Genomic DNA, 15,877 nt, shown 5'->3' with positions numbered 1-15,877 from the left:
GCGCAATGGCATGTCAGGGGATCAGCACCATGGAGTGGGCACCGCGCGTGACCGGCACCGCATGGTCGGTCTCGATCATGGTGATCTCGCCGGGTTTGAGCGGGTCGCCGGTGATGCGCCAGAAGTCGATTGAGCCGCCCTGGCGGCGGTCGTCGAACTGATCGAACGTGGCCACGGCCACATAACGGCTGGACGCGTCGAACACGGCCGCCTCAGGCAGGATGCCGTCATAGCGGTAGTCACCGATCTTGGTCAGCGCGCCCGTCTGTGGATCGATGGCGGCCAGCGTCAGCGAGGAGTACCAGGTGATGCGCGGATCGTCATAGGGCAGATAGGACCGCTCGAGATTCGTGGTCAGCGCGAAGCGCCCGTCCGGACTGACCGCCAACCCTTCGGGCGAAACGCCCGTGGCGATGCGCGAAATGAGCGCGTGGCGCGGCGTACCGTCGGCGGCTTCGCCGGCATTGAGGCGGATCGACAGCAAACTGCCATCGGGAGCCTCGATCCAGTAGCCGGCAACGTCGGCGCCCCAGTAGAGCGCGTTGACGATCACATTGCGGCCGTCCGGTGTGAACTCGACACGGTATTGGGCTTTCTCAGTTTCGACGACATTGCCGTAAGGTTCGAGCGACACGCCATCGTCGTTGATCGCTAGCAGCATGAAGCGAACATCCGCGCCGGTCTCGTTCAGAAGCGCCAGCAGCAGTTCGTCAGGATGCCAGTCCACATCTATCAGCCGGTGACCGGCCGTCCAGCCGGGAATGTCCGGCGTCACCGGTTCGCCTAGATCGCCATCGGCGATCGGATAAAGTGCCAGCGGCGTCTCGGACCCGGCACCTTCGTTGTTGAAGGTCACGGCAAGCCAGGCGCCATCGCTGGAAACGCGCAGCGCATCCGGACGAGTCAGGGTCTGCACTTCGCGTTCGAGCGTTGGCGCCGCCGGATCGGACAGGTCGAAAACGCTGATCCGGTTGCCGAAGCCGATGTCGCCAAAAGTGTGCGGATCGTCATTGTCCGGGCGCTGGGTGAAGGTCTCGATGACGAAGGCGGTCTGGCCGTCGGGCGTGACATCGATTACGGCGGGCGGCCCAGCGACGGAATTGGGCGCCTCGATTTCGACGGCCTGCCAGTCACGCGGATCGCCTCCGAGCGCGATAACGCTCAGCGCGTCCGTGCCCTCGCGTGGGCCGAGCTGGCCGTCCACATAGGCAGAGGCGACCATGTCGGCATCCGACACCGACAGGATGGCGGTGCCTTGGAAGTCGAAGGCGGGAAAGCGGTCATTGGCGGCGGATGCTACCGGCAACAGCAGGATGGTGGTGCCGGCAAGGAAGGAAATGATGGGTTTCATAGGCGTGCTCCGAATTGCGGTTGCGCGCCCGATATGCGTTTACGAAGAAACTGTTCCAGATTAAGAAATGATAAGTTTGATCAGCTCTCGTTATCGATATGCTCGCCCTAGCCGACTATCGCTGCGCCATCGCTATCGCCGATGAGCGCCATTTCCGCCGCGCCGCGCATCGGCTTGGCGTCACACAGCCGGCGCTGACGGCCCGCCTCAGGCGTATTGAGGAGGTGATGGGCGCGCGCCTTTTCAACCGCGGGCGCGGCGGTGTCGAGCCGACGGCGGCGGGTCTTGCGTTTCTGGAAGGGGCGCGGCGCGTCCTCGATGCCGCCGAGGAAACAGCCGATGCGGTGCGCGGCGCACGCGACGGCCTCGGCCAGACACTGCGGATCGGCATGACGCAGGTCGCTGCTTATCAGGTGGTCGGCCCGACCATGGCCGCGTTCCGTCTGGCCAACCCGCTGGCCCGGGTGCGGTTGACCGAGGGTACGACCGCGGCCCTTGAGGGTCGGCTCGAACAACGCCACATTGACGTCGCCTTCATCCACCCGCCGCTGCACTCTTCCGACCTGTCCGAGAAGAAACTGGCCGAAGCGCCGATGGCCCGCTTCTGCCTTGGCAATGAGCCAGACCGGCCATTGATACGCTTTCCCAAAGCCGAGGCGCCGGTGCTGATGGGCGGCCTTGCCCGTGACGAGGGCTCCGCCCCCGGCACGCTGGAACTGCTTGCCGAGGCGGATACGATTCTCGGCGCGGCTATCCTTTCGGAGGCGGGCTATGGCCCATTCCCCGCGCCAGCCGATTTCGCCCTTAGGTCGCTCGACAGCAACACGCCCGCCGTTCCACTTCGTCAGACCTTCGAGACCTGCATCGCCTGGCGCACGCTGGACCGTCGGCCGATCATCCGCGCGCTGGTGGACGCGGCGCAGTCGGCCGGCGTGGCACCAACCCGCTAAGCACTTCAGACAGCAAGCCCGGCGCGGAACGCTTCCAGAAGGCGGCGGCCTTCTGGCCAGGCCCCGAGTCCGCTCTGCGCATTGATGTGACCGAAGTCGCCGATCTCGACGCAGCGGCCGCCCCACGCGACCGCGTGATCGCGGGCATGGGCCACCGAGCCGAAGGGGTCGTTCGCACTGGCGACAACGAGCACCGGGAACGGCAGGCGTTCCTTTGGGATGGTTACAAATGTGGCTGCCTCCTGCTTCGGAAAAGCCGACGCGACGGGATCAGGCATCGAGACCAGGAGCGCTCCAACAACTCTCGCTGTGACATGCGGGGGCAATGCGGCCAGATGCGGCACCATCAGGCAACCGAGACTGTGCGCTACCAGGATGGCCGGTCCGTGTCGTTCAGATAGCACGGCCTGCGCGCGGTCTGTCCAAACCGCCAGATCGGGACGGTCCCAATCTTCCTGTTCAATCCGCGCGAACTCCGGTTCCGCCGACTCCCAAAGCGATTGCCAATGGTCCGGCCCCGATCCGCCGATTCCAGGTATGGTCAAGTACATGCCGTTTCCTTTCCCGATTTGCCGGATCGAGTATACGGATTGGTTATTGCTTTGAGATTGCTGACCCAAAGTTCTTGGCGCATCTTGGCCGATAGATCATTGCTTTTTCGGGGTGAAATCAGATGAATTCAAAGTTGGAACTCGACCGACTCGATAGGCGGATCATTGAGGCGCTGCAACAGGATGGTCGGGTGTCCTTGACCGAGATCGGGAAGCGGATCGGGCTATCGCAACCCGCTGTGTCCGAGCGCGTCCAGAAACTCCACGATCGTGGCGTCATCACCGGCTACCGGGCGATAGTCGATCCTGCTTCGGTCGGTCTGCCGATCACCGCCTTCGTTCGACTCAAGACGGGACAAGAGCATATCAAACCCTGCCTCGATCTTTTCCGCGAACGCCGTGAAATCACCGAAGCGCACAGGGTCTCCGGCGAGGACTGTTTCGTCATCAAGGTCGCGGTGTCCGATCCCGCCGCGCTCGAACAGATTGCCGATGTCATCGCCCGATTCGGTCCGGTCACGACGAGCCTGGTTTTCAACAGCTATATCGATAGGCCCATCGCGCCATCAGGCGGCCATGCGGCCTGATCCGGAATGTCCCGAGATCGCGTTCACCCAACAGATAGGCGGTAGTCAGCCCGCCTTCGAGTCGCGGCCCGGTGTGGCCGTGCCGCTCCTGATTGGGGTTAGGACTTGTTCATGACAACACATCCAGCCTTCATGGAGTGAGACATGACCACAACTCTGAAACCATGGCGGCGTCAAAAGACCTTTCCGTGAGTGGCTCATATCAGAGCCTGCTGCGGTCTTCTGAGCTTTGCAATGCTTTCTCAGAAATTCAACCTTCTTGATAAGTACGGCGAAGTTCTTCTGAAGCTTTCGCCATTGACCTATAAAGCTCAATGCCAACGATCGCTGCCCTCCGTCGATGACTTATTGAAGCGTCCCCCTCGTCATTCGGCAGTGTCTTCATAGCTTCTGTGAGTATTTGAACCTGCTCTTCATAGTAAAGTGCCTCCGCGTCGAGCAGTTGGATCGCTTCCTGCGCATCCAGCATCCATAGGAAGTTCAGACGGAGAAGTGGCTCGAAACGCAGCGAGCGACCCGACTCATCGATGCTCGCTGTTAGCCACTGACGCGCTTCGTCGAGACCTTTCGCGGTGATCGAGTAGATCTTTCGATTCCTCGGGCCGTATTCGGTGAGTTCGATCTCCTTGGCCTCTTCGAGTGACTTGAGCTCCACGTAAATCTGATTTGAGCGAACGAACCAGACCCTTTGCAGAGAATGCTCGAAGCGCTTGGCCACGTCATAGCCACTCATAGGGGCTTCAGCGAGGAGGCAGAGGATAGCATGGCGTGTTGACATGTAATTTCCAACATGTAAAAAATGACCTGTCAGTCTCGTACTGAAGGTTACCGGGCTTACTCGGCGCCGTCCAGATCAACGGAAGAGGAAAAGCCTCCGATGAAACACTCACTCAAAAGCCGCCTAATCGCAGCGCTTGCGGCCGGCATCTTGGTGACGAGCGGGGTTGCTGCCCAAGAGGTAGGCCCTGTCTATGTCGTCGGGGACTCAGTCAATGACACGGGTACCTTCGCGCCGGTGACGCTAACAGGGCGCTTCACGACAACACCCGGCCTTCTCTGGACCGAAATAGTTGCCGGAGCTTTTGGCGGATCGGTCGCTCCAGCCTACTTCTTTGATGGCGAGTCATTCTTCCGAAATCCGGGCGGTACAAACTACGCTCAGTCTGGTGCTCTTATCAGTGTCGAACAGGGGCTCTATGACGGCCACTCACGCCCGGTATCTTGGCAGGTCGATCGCCTGCTTGAGCACACTGGCGGTGATCTATCGGGAAGCATAGTCTTGATGGATGGTGGGGGACCGGACGTCGTTCTTGCGGCCGTGCTTACCCAGCAAGGCCAGCTCACTCCAGAACAGGCCATGGAACAAGTGGCCACAGCAGGGCGAGCGCTAGCGAATGAAGCGAAGCGCGTCGCGGATGCCGGACCAGAGAGCATCGTTCTTTTTGGTGTCGCGAACTTCGGTTCGACGCCAATGTTCGGTGCGGGACAGGACGAAACATCCGCTTATCTGACTGCCCTTTCTCAAGCCTTCAACGCAGCATTTGCATTGGAAGCTCAAGAGATCAGCCTCAACGCCATCATGCCTGACGTATATCGCTTCTTCGACACCGTCATCGCGGATCCAGCGGCCTACGGTCTGCAGAATGTGACAGAACCCGCAGTTCACCCGGAACGTGCCAATCCAACGCCTACAGGAAACAGTGCCAACAGCTCGCCTTTTCATTTGGTCGAGGCGAATGCGGCGCAAACCTATCTCTTTGCTGATGGCCTCCATCCGAGCGGCCGAGGTCACGAACTCTTGGGGGCGTTCATCCTCACGCAGCTCGAAAGCCAGTAGGCACAGCAATCTGCGAACTGTCTGCACCGTAGTCCAACTTCCAGAGATAATCGGTGGCTTTCAACGGAGAAAAGTGTGAGCCGCAGCATCGATACAAAGAAGCTCTTAAGTTTCTTGGCAGTTGCTGAGACGGGAAGTTTTCGCCAGGCGGCGAAAAGGTCGGGCGTTAGGCAATCGGCAATCAGCCGTCGGATACAGAGCCTGGAAGATTCGCTCGGAGTATCGCTGTTCGAGCGCCGCACTACTGGCGTGCGACTCACACACGCAGGAAGTCGGTTTGCTGAACGGGCACGCGCAATCGCCCAAGATATCGAGATAGCTGAGGAGGCGGCACGGTCCGCGGGCGTTGCCGACAACGGTTGCCTGATGATCGGTGTGATAGCTTCCTTGTCTCGCGGTCCGCTTAGAACGGTTCTGGAGGGATTTCTAACCGCCCACGGCGGAGTGGAGATAGGTTTCGTTGCTGCTGATCGCAGCGAACTATTGACACTACTGAGTCACCGGCGGATCGATGCCGTCTATGCTCCTGGTGATCCTGATGAAGAGGCAGGCGACGGGCTTGTTCTTTCTCGCGAAAGAATCTGGCTTGCCGCGCCGGAGGACAATCGTCTCACGAAGAAAGGACACTTATCTTGGGCCGACGTAGCGGACGCGCAGTTCGTGGTGAGCGCCCGGGAGTCCGGTCCAGAAATCCACGACTACATACTCAAACGCGTCAGCAATCTGGCGCGCACTGTAAACGTGCGTCGTCACCGACTTGGACGAGAGGGGATCATGACGCTCGTTGGCCTCGGTCTCGGCGTAAGCCTGGTGGCGGAACACTGGTGTGGGATCAATTATCCTAATGTTCGATTTATAAGGATCGGTGACGAGGATGAGTGGGTGCCGTTTTCGCTTACGTGGCGTCCAGAGAACGATAATCCGGCGCTCAGGCGGTTTGTGAGCCTGGCGCGGATCGAGGCGAGGAAGGCGGCCGCTTCTCTTTCCTCAGCTTCGCGAAGCCCCGATCCGTCGCCATGAACCGCGCTAGCATGGGCGCGATAAGTTTCGCGGGTTCGTGGGTCTGGCCGGTTTCGCGGGCGAGCGCCTCGGCATAGACGACCAGGTCGTGGTGGACGTCGGCAGGCAGCTCCAGCGCCACCTTCACGGGCTTATCGTCGGGAATGGGTCCGAGTTTCAGTTTCGTCATCGATCAGCTTTCATAGGGTTCGAGGATGAGGTCGCGGGTGACCATGACGCGGACCGGGAAGCCGGGGCGGATGGTCAGGGTCGGCGGAACGGTAAGCTGACGGCGGACGATCTCGTCGCCGGCGCGGCCCACGGTGTCTTGCGCCCCGTCGCGGATCGCTTCGGCGATCTCGTCATCGTCGTCCTGGCCGAACTCCAGGCCGATATTGAGGATCGTCGCGAGACCGGCGGCGCGCAGGAGCTGGCCCCAGTGATAGTCGACGCCGTCTTCGAGCCCGGCGTAACCGGCTTCGTCGGCGCCGGGCTGGCGTTCCAACACGATGGAGCGCCCGTTCGGCAGGATCATCCGGGTCCAGACCAAAAGCACGCGGCGCTGGCCGAAGGCGACGCGGCTGTCATATTCGCCGATGAGCCGCGCGCCTTGCGGGACCAGCAGGAAGCGCCCGGTCGGGCTGTCATAGATATGCTGTGTCACCTGGGCCGTAATCTGACCGGGAAGGTCGGAGCGCAGGCCGGTCACCAGCGCGGCCGGGATGACCGAGCCGGCCTGGAGCACGTAAGGGCTGACCGGATCGGTGAGACGCTCGCCGCTGGTCGTGCGCCTGTCGACGGGCTGGGTGAGAAACGCTTGTCGCTGTTCGACGGCGTCGGGCTCCGGACCAGACTGCGCAACCTTTGGAAACACTGTCTGCGGATCGATCTGCGGGCCGGTCGGCGTTGCGGCGTCCAGCAGGCCGTCGCTTTCGGCGGTGCTGGCGTCATGGAACAGCCGGCTGAGGCGCGCCGCCTCCTGCTCCTGCAAGCGCATCTGCTCTTCCGGGTCCATGGCGGGACCAGGGGCGACGGGCGCGACCGGAACCGGCTCGCCGCGCTCGCGCGCCGCCAGCACGGGCCGCCCGAGTTCGCCCGGCAGCGGCGGACCAAGTTGTGGAACCTGGCTGTAATCCTCCGGCAGAGACAAGAGCTCGTCGGCCGTCGGAACGCGTTCGGTGTTGAAGAGCTCCGCCGGTCCGTCGCCGCGCTCCGGGTTCTGTAGGGCGACGATCAGGATCGCGCCGAGGCTCAAGCCACCGACGACGGCGAGGACGCCGAGGGTCTTGCGCGACAGGCGCATGACGCGCGGCGGATCGGGACGCAACCGGAGCTCGGCCGCGATCTCAGCCTCAGGACGCGGACCGGGCCGGATCTCCTTTTCTTCCCGGCCGTCGCCAGACTCGCTCATGACTCCGCTCCGTCATGGCGTTCTGGCGCGCGCCGCACGCCGTCGGTGCGGATGATACGCACCACCTGTTGACGATCGCCGAGACGCAGTTCGGCGGCGGCGAAGAGCCGGTCGACGATGATGTAATTCCGGCGGATGCGGTAATTGACGAGCTGGCCTTCGCCTTCCGGTCCGATGATGAAGAGCGGGGGCATCTCGCCCTGACCGATGCCGCGCGGGAACTCGATGAAGACCTGCCGTCCGTCGTCGAAGGCGCGGCGCGGCCGCCAGGGTGGTCGTTCGCCTTCGATGCGATAGCGGAACCGGAGACTATCAAGCGCGATGTCGCGACCGATTGGGAGGGCGGCCTCTGCGTCGGCATTGCCCCGCCGGAGCGCGATCAATTCGTCCTGCGGATAGCGCCAGGAAACCGAAGCCATATAGGCGCTCGGATGGGCGCGAAGCTCGAGATGATAGGTCCGGCGGTCGGTATTGATGACGAGATTCGTGACGATGTCGGGCCGGGTCGGCTTGACGAGGATGTGTGTGCGCTGGGTTTCGCCCGCGCCGCTGATCGTGTCGCCGATGATCCAGCGCGCCGTGTCGCCCGCCGCGATCGGACCGTTTCCGACCAGGCTTTCGCCGGTTTGGAGGGCAATGTCGGTGACCTGTCCGGGGGATGAGTAGACCTGATAGAGCGCCCCGGCACTGTAAGGGTAGAGCTGGACGGCATTGATGAATCCGTCGCGGACAGGTTCGATACGGGCGGCGGCATTGGCCTCCTCGATCCGCTCGGGCGGCTCGCCGGCTTCGGGCGGCGGACCGCCGTCCTCGACGGGCATGAGCTGTCCCGGCAGCGGCAGTGGAACGGGCCGCTCGACCACTTCAACCGGCCGCGCAGGTTCGGGCAGAAGTGTCGCCTCGATGGGCGGTTCGTCGTATTCGATCTGCGGCGGGCGGAAGGTCGCGCAGCCCGCCAGCGCGGTCGCAGCAAACAGGATCGCTGGAAGCGACGCCGAGTGTAAGTTCGTGTTCTTCATTGGGCGCTCTCCCGTGACCAGTTGATGGCGTGAACGAAAATGCCGAGCGGATTATTGCGCAGGCGCTCCGTGTCGCGCGGCGGCTGGATCGCGATGGTGAGGATCGCCGTCCAGCGCTCGGTGGCGGCGAGTTGGCCGTTCTGGTAGCGGCGTTCGATCCAGGCGACGCGGAAGCTGGTGTCGGAGGCGCGGATGACGCTGGAGACCTCGACGGACACTTGCGTCTCGCCGACCCGCGCGAAGGGGTCGTTGACGCGGGCGTAGTCGTTGAGCGCGAGAGCGCCGCGATCGGTGGTGAAGTCGTAGGCGCGCAGCCAGTTCTGCCTGAGCACGATCGGATCGGCCGGAACCTGCCGGACATTCTCTATGAAGCGGGCCAGGTGGAAGGCGATCTGGGGATCGGTCGGTCGATAGTCCGCGGTCGCGGGCGCCACGGCTTGGGCCTGTCCCAGCTCGTCGACCTCGACGACATAAGGGACGATGGTCCCTTGCGTCGATTGCCACGCCAGCGCGGCGGCGAGTCCGCCGGCAAGCGCGAGGCAGCAGAAGGCCATGAGCCGCCAGTTGCGCGCCTGAACGCGGGCCGATCCGATGCGCTCGTCCCAGGCTTGCGCCGCCTTCTGATAGGGCGTGACTGGCTCGGGGCTTGTGGCGTAGCGGACACTGGGACGTTTGAACAGGCTCATGGTTTCTCCGAAAGGCTGACCGACGTCCCACCGCCGCCATGGTCGCCGGAGCGGACGACATGGGCGGCCGTGGCGACGCCGTGGTGCATGGCTTGCTGCCGTTTGAGGCGCCGCGCCCAGGCGGGCGGACCGCCATTGGCGGGCGCGGGCAGATCGGGCGTGTTCGAGAACTTGCCGCCGGTGGCGGTGAAGGCGGCGCGCGATCCGGCCTGATAACTGTCGGACATGGCCCGCTTCAGCGGGCTGACGGCTGCGCTCATCCCGGCCTTGCCGACATTTGCGAGACCAGCGGCGACCCCGGATGCGCCGCCGCCAGCGCCAGACCTGCCAAGGCGGTAGGCGGTCGATGCGCCGCCGGCGACGGAGGCCGCCCCGCGCGCGCCTGCTCCAACGGCGCCAGCGGCCATGCCGCCGGCCATGGCGCCGCCCACAGCGAGACCACCGGCCGCGAGACCCGTGCCCACCGCCGCGCCGGCGCCAAGCTGCGGCCCGCCGGAGACGATGCCGTTGGCGATACCGGGTCCGAAGATGCCGAGCGCCAGAAGAGACAGCGCCGCAAGCACCACGGCCATCGCGTCTTCGATGGTCGGCTCGCCGGCGAAGCCTGCCGTGAACTCGCCGAAGATGGTCGATCCGATGCCGACGATGACGGCGAGCACCAGCACCTTCACGCCCGAGGAGATGACGAGGCCGAGCACGCGCTCGGCCATGAACGCGGTCTTACCGAACAAGCCGAAGGGCACGAGGATGAAACCCGCGAGCGTCGCCAGCTTGAACTCGATCAGCGTCACGAAGAGCTGGATCGCCAGGATGAAGAAGGAAAGCAGCACGATCACCCAGGCGAACATCAGGATCGCGATCTGGATGAAGTTCTCGAAGAAGGAGACGAAGCCCATCAGTTCGCCGATGGCTTCGAGCAGCGGCCGTCCAGCGTCGAGGCCGACCTGTGCGATGCGGCCCGGCTGGAGCAACTCGCCGGCTGAGAGGCTGCCGCCGGAGGCGATCAGGCCGAGCCCGGCGAAGCTCTCGAAGACGATGCGCGCCAGGACGTTCCAGTTGCCGATGATGAAGGCGAAGACGCCGACGAAGAGGGTCTTCTTGACGAGCCGCGCGATGATGTCGTCGTCCGCGCCCCAGGCCCAGAACAGCGCGGCGAGCGTGACGTCGATGACGATCAGCGTGGTCGCGAGGAAAGCGACGTCGCCGCTGAGCAGCCCGAAACCTGAGTCGATATAGGACGTGAAGACGTCCAGGAAGCGGTCGATGACGCCGACGCCCTCCATCTCTATAGTGCCGTCATAGAGAATTCTGGATGACGAAACCGATGGCCTACTTGAACAGCGATAACGCTCATCTCGTGCAGGAGGCAAAGGACGTGCTTGAGCGCCGCTTCAGGGATGGATGGCACGCGGTTGGCGCGGCCCTCAGGTTGCGCTCGGGTGAGGTTGTTACCGGTGTCCATCTGGAAGCGGATATCGGCAGAATCGCCGTCTGCGCGGAAGCCATCGCGCTCGGGCGTGCTGTAACGGAGATTGGTTCGTCCGATATCGAGACGATTGTTGCTGTCTATCACTCGGCAGACGGAAAGATCCGGATCGTGGCACCATGCGGAATGTGCCGTGAAATGATCTGCGACTATGCGCCCAGCGCTGTCGTTCTCATGCCAGACGCAGATGATGAAGAGAGTTGGACACCGGTGCCGATTTCCGATCTCCTTCCCGGGAAGTACCAGCGCGATAGGTTCTGACCTCATCATTCGTCTTCTCCGGACGACCCAATTTCCGCGAAGAAGCGGCGGCGATTCTCGGCCCAGGCCGCCTGACAGGCGGTGTCGGTTGCGAGCTCTTCCGGGGTGATCGTCTGGCAGCGTTCGAGTTCGGCGCGGAGCGGGTCGTCGGTGGGCGGTGTATCGGCGCTGCGATCGGACGCACTTTCGTGATCGAGCTGAACGGCCGTCGCCAGCGTCGCCGCGATCAGGGCAATGACTGCGACGGCGCGCAGCAAGATCTGCGGATCGCGCGCCATCTCAGTCCTGGAACATCCGCACGGTGGTGGGCTCATAGCCCGTGCCATAGTCGAGGAACTGGCTGAAATTCTCTCGCGCCTGGGCCTCGGCCGAGGCGCGCCGCGCGGCTTCGAGCGCCTGGGCGCGGTTCTGTGCCGCGATGGCGGCGGTGAGGTCGGCGATCTGGGTCGATTGCAGGGCGAGGAGCTGGTTGCCGGCTTGCGCGGCCTGCAAAGCGCCAGTGGCTCCCTGGCTCTCGGCAACGAGCGCCTGCATCTCGTCGCGGGCGCCGTCGATGTTGCCGATGACGCCGGCCTGGACGCGCAGCGCATCCTCGAATGACGCGACGGAGTCGGCCCAGCGCTCCCGGGCACCCTGGACCATGGCGTCGTGATCGCCCGCGGCGGCCGCTTCGCCGTAGCGTTCGGTGAAGGCGCGCTCGATGTCGGCGACATCGTGCGCGATGCGCTGCGCCTCTCTCAGAAGTTGCTGGGTGCGCTGAACAGAGGCCTGCAGCTCGGCGAGCGACGAATGCGGCAGGCTCGTGAGGTTGCGCGCCTGGTTGATCAGCATCTGCGCCTCGTTCTGAAGCTGCGTGATCTGATTGTTGATCTGTTCGAGGGCGCGGGCCGCCTGGAGGATGCTCTGCGCGTAGTTGGCGGAGTCGAAGACCGGGATGGCGTAGGCCGGCGGCGCCGAGAGCGTCAATACGCTGGCGATCGGCAGGGTGAAGGCGGCGGCGGCAAGCAGTGCGCCGCGCAGGCGTTGACGGGTCATGGTCGGGTCTCCTTCTCTTGGGTGGCAGGTTCGGCGGAGGTTGTTTCGGCGTCTTGGCTCGAGGCCAGAAGCTCGGCGGCCCAGTCGAGGCCGCGATGCTGGAGCCAAGCGGCGGGAAAGCCGCTGGCCCCATGTTCGGCGAACAGTTCGGTGATGGCCGCGTGATCGGTCTTGGACGACGCGCCCGTGAAGGCGAGCGCGACTTCGCCAAGGCCAAGCTCGAACAGCCGGTCGCCGCGCCGGGATTGCGCGTAGTAGTCGCGCTTCGGTGTGGCGCGGGCGAGGATCTCGATCTGCCGGTCGTTGAGGCCGAAGCGCCGGTAGATGTTGGCGATTTGGGGTTCAAACGCGCGTTCGTTCGGCAGGAACACCCGCGTCGGGCAGCTTTCGATGATCGCCGGGGCGATGTTTGATGCGTCCACGTCTGACAGCGACTGGGTGGCGAAGACGACGCTGGCGTTCTTCTTGCGCAGCGTCTTCAGCCATTCCTTGAGCTGGCCGCCGAAGGTGGCGTCGTCGAGCGCGAGCCAACCCTCATCGACGACGATCAGGCTCGGCCGTCCATCGAGACGGCCCTCGATGCGGTGGAAGAGATAGGCGAGCACGGCCGGGGCGGCCGGCGTTCCGATCAGCCCTTCGGTCTCGAAGGCCTGGACGTCGGCGGTGCCCAGCGCCTCGTGCTCGGCGTCGAGCAGCCGGCCGAAGGGTCCGCCAATGCAATAAGGCTGAAGAGCGCGTTTGAGTTCCTGCGATTGAAGAAGGACCGAAAGGCCCGTGAGCGTGCGCTCCTCGACCGGCGCGGAGGCGAGCGAGGTCAGCGCCGACCAGAGATGATCCTTGGCGGTCGGATCGATCGTCACCCCTTCGCGCCCGAGCAGACCGGCCAGCCAGTCCTGTGCCCAACTCCGTTCGGGTGCGTCGTCGATCGGGGCGAGCGGCTGCAGCGAGACCGCATCCTCGGCGTCCGACAGCGCGCCGGCGAGGTCCTCGAAGTCGCCGCCCATGGCGAGCGTCGCGCAGCGGATCGACCCGCCGAAATCGAAGGCGAAGACTTGGGCTTGCTCGTATCGCCGGAACTGAAGCGCCATGAGCGCGAGCAAGACGCTCTTGCCCGTCCCAGTCGGCCCGACGATCAGCGTGTGGCCGACATCGCCGACATGGGTCGAGAAGCGGAACGGCGTCGAGCCTTCCGTATCGGCGAAGAACAGCGGCGGGCCGTCGAGATGGTCATTGCGCGCCGGCCCGGCCCAGACTGCCGAAAGTGGGATCATGTGGGCGAGGTTCAGCGTCGAGATCGGCGGTTGCCGAACATTGGCGTAGAGATGGCCCGGCAGCGATCCGAGCCAGGCCTCGACCGCGTTCAGCGTCTCGATCATGCAGGTGAAGTCGCGGCCCTGGACGATCTTCTCGACGGTTTTCAGCTTCGCTTCAGCTGTGCGCTCGTCCTCGTCCCAAACCGTCACGGTGGCGGTGACATAGGCGGCGCCAACCATGTCCGAGCCTAACTCCTGCAACGCTTCGTCCGCGTCGACCGCCTTGTTGGCGGCGTCGGAATCCATGAGCGTCGAGGCTTCGTTGGTCATCACCTCCTTGAGGATTGCGGCGATGCCCTTTCGCTTGGCGAACCATTGCCGGCGGATGCGGGTGAAGAGCTTGGCCGCGTCGGTCTTATCGAGACAGATGGCACGGGTCGCCCAGCGATATTCGAAGGCCTGACCGTTGAGTTCGTCGAGCAGGCCCGGCCAGGTCGCGGTCGGGAATCCAACGATGGTTAATGTCTTGAGATGCGTATCGCCCAATCTGGGCGCCAACCCACCGACGAGACCGCAATCGGCAAGCAGCGCGTCGAGATACATCGGTGTTTCGGGGACGCGCACACGCTGGCGCCGCGTCGAGATCGTCGAATGCAGATAGGTCAGCGTCTCTTCGTCTGAGAGCCAGGCCGCCGCTGGCATGAAGCCGTCGAGCAGCCCGAGCAGGCTGTCGGTGCGGCTGATGAAGCTCGTCAGATGCTCGCGCGGATCGGCGGCGCCGTTTTCCGCGCCCTCATAGAGCCAGTGCTCAGCGCGGCTCGTGTCGTCCGCCGGCGGCATCCAGACGAGCGTCAGAAAATAGGCGCTCTCGAAGTGCGAGCCCGCTTCTTCGAACTGCGCGCGTCGTTCGGCATCGACTAGCGCCGAGACCGGGTCGGGAAATTCCGAGAGCGGATAATCGCGCGCCGGGAGCCGTTGCGCTTCGACGAACACCGCCCAGCCCGATCCGAGCCGGCGGAAGGCGCTGTTGAGCCGGCCGGCGGTGGCGACCAGTTCCGCCGGCGTAGCCGAGTCGAGATCGGGTCCGCGGAACTGCGCCGTCCGCTGAAGGCTGCCGTCCTTGTTGAGGACAATACCGGGCGCGATCAGCGCCGCCCAGGGCAGGAAGTCGGCGAGCCTTTGCGATCTGTTGCGATACTCCCGAAGGTTCAGCATTGTGCGCACCAGACGACGAGCGCTGAGATCGAGAGATGTTTTTCCAGTTTCCCCCTGACACGATAGTTCTTGGCCGCATGCGCTATGAGAGGCCCTACGAAAACCCGATCTCTGTCCGAGCCGGCGACGCCGTGCGGTTGGATGAAGTCGAGAGCAAATCGACGGACATCATCGGTTGGGTCTGGTGCCGCGGGCGAGACGGGCGTGAGGGCTGGACGCCGCAGGCCTGGCTTGAGCGTCGAGGCGAGGAGTGGGTCATCCAGCGGGATTTCTCGGCATTGGAACTCAACGTCGAACCGGGCGATCGCTTTCTCGCGCACTTTGGAGAGAGCGGTTTTCTGTTCGTCGAGAACGCGCGCGGCGAGAAAGGTTGGGTGCCGGACGGAGCCGTCGAGCTTGCGGTGAACTGAAAGCGGCATCTTATCTAGCTCCGAACCAGGTCGGGAACCGCAGATGCCGGCGCGTGACGTCGACGATGTCCGGGTCGCGCTTGGCGGCCCAGACCGCAAGCAGATGCCCTACCAGCCAAAGCAACAGGCCGACGATCCAGAGCCGAAGACCCAAGCCGACGGCGGCGGCGAGTGTGCCGTTGGCGATGGCGATCGCCCGTGGCGCGCCGCCGAGCAGGATCGGCTCGATCAGCGCCCGGTGCACGGGAGCGATGAAGCCTGGAATGTCGACTTCACGATCCATCAGACGAGCGCCCCGCCGCCGAAGTCGAAAAAGGTGAGGAAGAAGGACGAAGCTGCGAAGGCGATCGAGATGCCGAAAACGATCTGCACCAGCCGGCGGAAGCCGCCGCTGGAGTCGCCGAAAGCAAGCGTGAGCCCGGTGATGATAATGATGATCACGGCGACGATCTTGGCGACCGGCCCCTCGATCGATTCGAGGATCGCCTGCAGCGGCTCCTCCCAGGGCATGCCGGAGCCGGCCGCGTAAGCCGGATCGGCGATAAGGACGCCGAGCAAGAACGCTGTCAGATAGTAAGGCCAGCGCGGATAGAGGATGGATGTTCTGGTCACTGAGGGTCTCCTTCTGTGGGGCTGAGCGCGTAATCGCCTTGGGAATCGAGGCCGGTGACGCAGGCGAGTTCGGCGAGGCGCCGGTCAGCGCCGCGGCCGGAGAGCACGGCGACGAGATCGATCGTCTCGGCGATCAGCGCGCGCGGGACGGTGACGACGGCTTCCTGGATGAGTTGTTCGAGACGGCGCAGCGCGCCGACGGCGGAGCCGGCAT

General features: G+C 64.0%; 19 protein-coding genes and 1 pseudogene. 6 read left to right on the top strand and 14 right to left on the bottom strand.

The annotated features are described in order from the left end of the window. Nucleotides 1-13 precede the first annotated feature (13 nt). Nucleotides 14-1,351, bottom strand: coding sequence for a hypothetical protein (locus tag RBB34_RS06635; protein WP_306118413.1), 1,338 nt, complete (start codon nt 1,349-1,351; stop codon nt 14-16). Between the two features lie 98 nt (nt 1,352-1,449). On the opposite strand from RBB34_RS06635, the gene RBB34_RS06630 reads away from it, so the two are divergent. After that, nucleotides 1,450-2,301, top strand: a complete 852-nt coding sequence (locus RBB34_RS06630) for a LysR family transcriptional regulator (protein ID WP_306118412.1) — start codon at nt 1,450-1,452, stop codon at nt 2,299-2,301. Between the two features lie 5 nt (nt 2,302-2,306). On the opposite strand, the gene RBB34_RS06625 is transcribed toward RBB34_RS06630, so the two are convergent. After that, the gene (locus tag RBB34_RS06625; RefSeq protein WP_306118411.1) at nt 2,307-2,852 is read right to left on the bottom strand and encodes an alpha/beta hydrolase; all 546 of its coding nucleotides are present in this window, start codon (nt 2,850-2,852) and stop codon (nt 2,307-2,309) included. A gap of 122 nt (nt 2,853-2,974) precedes the next feature. Here RBB34_RS06625 and RBB34_RS06620 point away from each other — a divergent pair, with 122 nt between their 5' ends. After that, nucleotides 2,975-3,439 carry an Lrp/AsnC family transcriptional regulator gene (locus tag RBB34_RS06620; RefSeq protein ID WP_306118410.1) on the top strand — a complete coding sequence of 155 codons (465 nt, stop codon included), beginning with the start codon at nt 2,975-2,977 and terminating at the stop codon, nt 3,437-3,439. 250 nt (nt 3,440-3,689) lie between these two features. Here the strand turns inward: RBB34_RS06620 and RBB34_RS06615 are convergent, their stop codons facing one another. Continuing rightward, nucleotides 3,690-4,217 (bottom strand): PadR family transcriptional regulator, encoded by a 528-nt coding sequence (locus RBB34_RS06615; RefSeq protein WP_306118409.1) that lies wholly within the window; start codon nt 4,215-4,217, stop codon nt 3,690-3,692. A 99-nt stretch (nt 4,218-4,316) separates the two neighbouring features. Between RBB34_RS06615 and RBB34_RS06610 the strand changes: the two genes are divergently transcribed. Next, nucleotides 4,317-5,276 carry an SGNH/GDSL hydrolase family protein gene (locus RBB34_RS06610; RefSeq protein ID WP_306118408.1) on the top strand — a complete coding sequence of 320 codons (960 nt, stop codon included), beginning with the start codon at nt 4,317-4,319 and terminating at the stop codon, nt 5,274-5,276. A 75-nt stretch (nt 5,277-5,351) separates the two neighbouring features. Further along, nucleotides 5,352-6,296, top strand: a complete 945-nt coding sequence (locus tag RBB34_RS06605; RefSeq protein WP_306118407.1) for a LysR family transcriptional regulator — start codon at nt 5,352-5,354, stop codon at nt 6,294-6,296. On the opposite strand, the gene RBB34_RS06600 is transcribed toward RBB34_RS06605, so the two are convergent. Genes RBB34_RS06600 through trbL form a run of 5 tightly spaced genes read right to left on the bottom strand, consistent with a single transcriptional unit; the run spans nt 6,205 to nt 10,674 of the window. Continuing rightward, entirely contained in the window at nt 6,205-6,465 is a 261-nt protein-coding gene (locus RBB34_RS06600) for a DUF2274 domain-containing protein (protein ID WP_306118406.1), read from the bottom strand. The genes RBB34_RS06605 and RBB34_RS06600 overlap by 92 nt on opposite strands. Before the next feature lie 3 nt (nt 6,466-6,468). Next, the gene (locus RBB34_RS06595; RefSeq protein WP_306118405.1) at nt 6,469-7,686 is read right to left on the bottom strand and encodes a TrbI/VirB10 family protein; all 1,218 of its coding nucleotides are present in this window, start codon (nt 7,684-7,686) and stop codon (nt 6,469-6,471) included. Further along, nucleotides 7,683-8,705 carry a P-type conjugative transfer protein TrbG gene (gene trbG / locus RBB34_RS06590; RefSeq protein WP_306118404.1) on the bottom strand — a complete coding sequence of 341 codons (1,023 nt, stop codon included), beginning with the start codon at nt 8,703-8,705 and terminating at the stop codon, nt 7,683-7,685. Before trbG ends, RBB34_RS06595 begins: the two co-directional genes overlap by 4 nt. After that, a complete protein-coding gene (gene trbF / locus RBB34_RS06585; protein WP_306118403.1) occupies nt 8,702-9,391 on the bottom strand; it encodes a conjugal transfer protein TrbF in 690 nt (229 codons plus the stop codon). The genes trbG and trbF overlap by 4 nt, the downstream gene beginning before the upstream one ends. Next, nucleotides 9,388-10,674 carry a P-type conjugative transfer protein TrbL gene (gene trbL, locus RBB34_RS06580; RefSeq protein ID WP_306118402.1) on the bottom strand — a complete coding sequence of 429 codons (1,287 nt, stop codon included), beginning with the start codon at nt 10,672-10,674 and terminating at the stop codon, nt 9,388-9,390. Before trbL ends, trbF begins: the two co-directional genes overlap by 4 nt. Nucleotides 10,675-10,715: 41 nt before the next feature. Between trbL and RBB34_RS06575 the strand changes: the two genes are divergently transcribed. Continuing rightward, nucleotides 10,716-11,138 (top strand): cytidine deaminase, encoded by a 423-nt coding sequence (locus tag RBB34_RS06575; RefSeq protein WP_306118401.1) that lies wholly within the window; start codon nt 10,716-10,718, stop codon nt 11,136-11,138. Between the two features lie 5 nt (nt 11,139-11,143). Here the strand turns inward: RBB34_RS06575 and trbK-alt are convergent, their stop codons facing one another. From trbK-alt to trbE, 3 genes are read right to left on the bottom strand one after another with little or no spacing between them, the layout of a single operon-like run. Continuing rightward, nucleotides 11,144-11,416, bottom strand: coding sequence for a putative entry exclusion protein TrbK-alt (gene trbK-alt, locus RBB34_RS06570; protein ID WP_306118400.1), 273 nt, complete (start codon nt 11,414-11,416; stop codon nt 11,144-11,146). A gap of 1 nt (nt 11,417) precedes the next feature. Continuing rightward, nucleotides 11,418-12,173: a P-type conjugative transfer protein TrbJ gene (trbJ, locus tag RBB34_RS06565; RefSeq protein ID WP_306118399.1), complete on the bottom strand. Its 756-nt coding sequence runs from the start codon at nt 12,171-12,173 to the stop codon at nt 11,418-11,420. Continuing rightward, nucleotides 12,170-14,641, bottom strand: coding sequence for a conjugal transfer protein TrbE (trbE, locus tag RBB34_RS06560; RefSeq protein ID WP_306118398.1), 2,472 nt, complete (start codon nt 14,639-14,641; stop codon nt 12,170-12,172). Before trbE ends, trbJ begins: the two co-directional genes overlap by 4 nt. 77 nt (nt 14,642-14,718) lie before the next feature. Here trbE and RBB34_RS06555 point away from each other — a divergent pair, with 77 nt between their 5' ends. Beyond that, on the top strand, nt 14,719-15,051 hold the full coding sequence (locus RBB34_RS06555) for an SH3 domain-containing protein (RefSeq protein ID WP_306118397.1): 333 nt from the start codon (nt 14,719-14,721) through the stop codon (nt 15,049-15,051). Between the two features lie 10 nt (nt 15,052-15,061). Here RBB34_RS06555 and RBB34_RS06550 read toward each other — a convergent pair whose 3' ends face one another. The 3 genes and pseudogenes from RBB34_RS06550 to RBB34_RS06540 all read right to left on the bottom strand — a co-directional run. Continuing rightward, entirely contained in the window at nt 15,062-15,334 is a 273-nt protein-coding gene (locus tag RBB34_RS06550) for a VirB3 family type IV secretion system protein (RefSeq protein ID WP_306118396.1), read from the bottom strand. Continuing rightward, nucleotides 15,334-15,621 (bottom strand): TrbC/VirB2 family protein, encoded by a 288-nt coding sequence (locus RBB34_RS06545; RefSeq protein WP_306118548.1) that lies wholly within the window; start codon nt 15,619-15,621, stop codon nt 15,334-15,336. The genes RBB34_RS06550 and RBB34_RS06545 overlap by 1 nt, the downstream gene beginning before the upstream one ends. Nucleotides 15,622-15,659: 38 nt before the next feature. Further along, nucleotides 15,660-15,877: pseudogene (locus tag RBB34_RS06540) on the bottom strand (P-type conjugative transfer ATPase TrbB); the annotation flags it as partial.

The organism is Roseitalea sp. MMSF_3546, from assembly GCF_030732865.1.
Lineage (GTDB): Bacteria > Pseudomonadota > Alphaproteobacteria > Rhizobiales > Rhizobiaceae > Roseitalea.
This window is presented reverse-complemented; position numbering and strand designations above follow the sequence as displayed.

Coding starts and splice junctions, on each gene's coding strand:
- trbK-alt (WP_306118400.1), bottom strand. CDS start 11,416: ATGGCGCGCGATCCGCAGATCTTGCTGCGCGCCGTCGCAGTCATTGCC.
- RBB34_RS06615 (WP_306118409.1), bottom strand. CDS start 4,217: ATGTCAACACGCCATGCTATCCTCTGCCTCCTCGCTGAAGCCCCTATG.
- RBB34_RS06620 (WP_306118410.1), top strand. CDS start 2,975: ATGAATTCAAAGTTGGAACTCGACCGACTCGATAGGCGGATCATTGAG.
- RBB34_RS06610 (WP_306118408.1), top strand. CDS start 4,317: ATGAAACACTCACTCAAAAGCCGCCTAATCGCAGCGCTTGCGGCCGGC.
- RBB34_RS06555 (WP_306118397.1), top strand. CDS start 14,719: ATGCGCTATGAGAGGCCCTACGAAAACCCGATCTCTGTCCGAGCCGGC.
- RBB34_RS06595 (WP_306118405.1), bottom strand. CDS start 7,686: ATGAGCGAGTCTGGCGACGGCCGGGAAGAAAAGGAGATCCGGCCCGGT.
- trbJ (WP_306118399.1), bottom strand. CDS start 12,173: ATGACCCGTCAACGCCTGCGCGGCGCACTGCTTGCCGCCGCCGCCTTC.
- RBB34_RS06635 (WP_306118413.1), bottom strand. CDS start 1,351: ATGAAACCCATCATTTCCTTCCTTGCCGGCACCACCATCCTGCTGTTG.
- RBB34_RS06575 (WP_306118401.1), top strand. CDS start 10,716: ATGGCCTACTTGAACAGCGATAACGCTCATCTCGTGCAGGAGGCAAAG.
- trbG (WP_306118404.1), bottom strand. CDS start 8,705: ATGAAGAACACGAACTTACACTCGGCGTCGCTTCCAGCGATCCTGTTT.
- RBB34_RS06630 (WP_306118412.1), top strand. CDS start 1,450: ATGCTCGCCCTAGCCGACTATCGCTGCGCCATCGCTATCGCCGATGAG.
- trbE (WP_306118398.1), bottom strand. CDS start 14,641: ATGCTGAACCTTCGGGAGTATCGCAACAGATCGCAAAGGCTCGCCGAC.
- trbL (WP_306118402.1), bottom strand. CDS start 10,674: ATGGAGGGCGTCGGCGTCATCGACCGCTTCCTGGACGTCTTCACGTCC.
- RBB34_RS06625 (WP_306118411.1), bottom strand. CDS start 2,852: ATGTACTTGACCATACCTGGAATCGGCGGATCGGGGCCGGACCATTGG.
- RBB34_RS06600 (WP_306118406.1), bottom strand. CDS start 6,465: ATGACGAAACTGAAACTCGGACCCATTCCCGACGATAAGCCCGTGAAG.
- trbF (WP_306118403.1), bottom strand. CDS start 9,391: ATGAGCCTGTTCAAACGTCCCAGTGTCCGCTACGCCACAAGCCCCGAG.
- RBB34_RS06550 (WP_306118396.1), bottom strand. CDS start 15,334: ATGGATCGTGAAGTCGACATTCCAGGCTTCATCGCTCCCGTGCACCGG.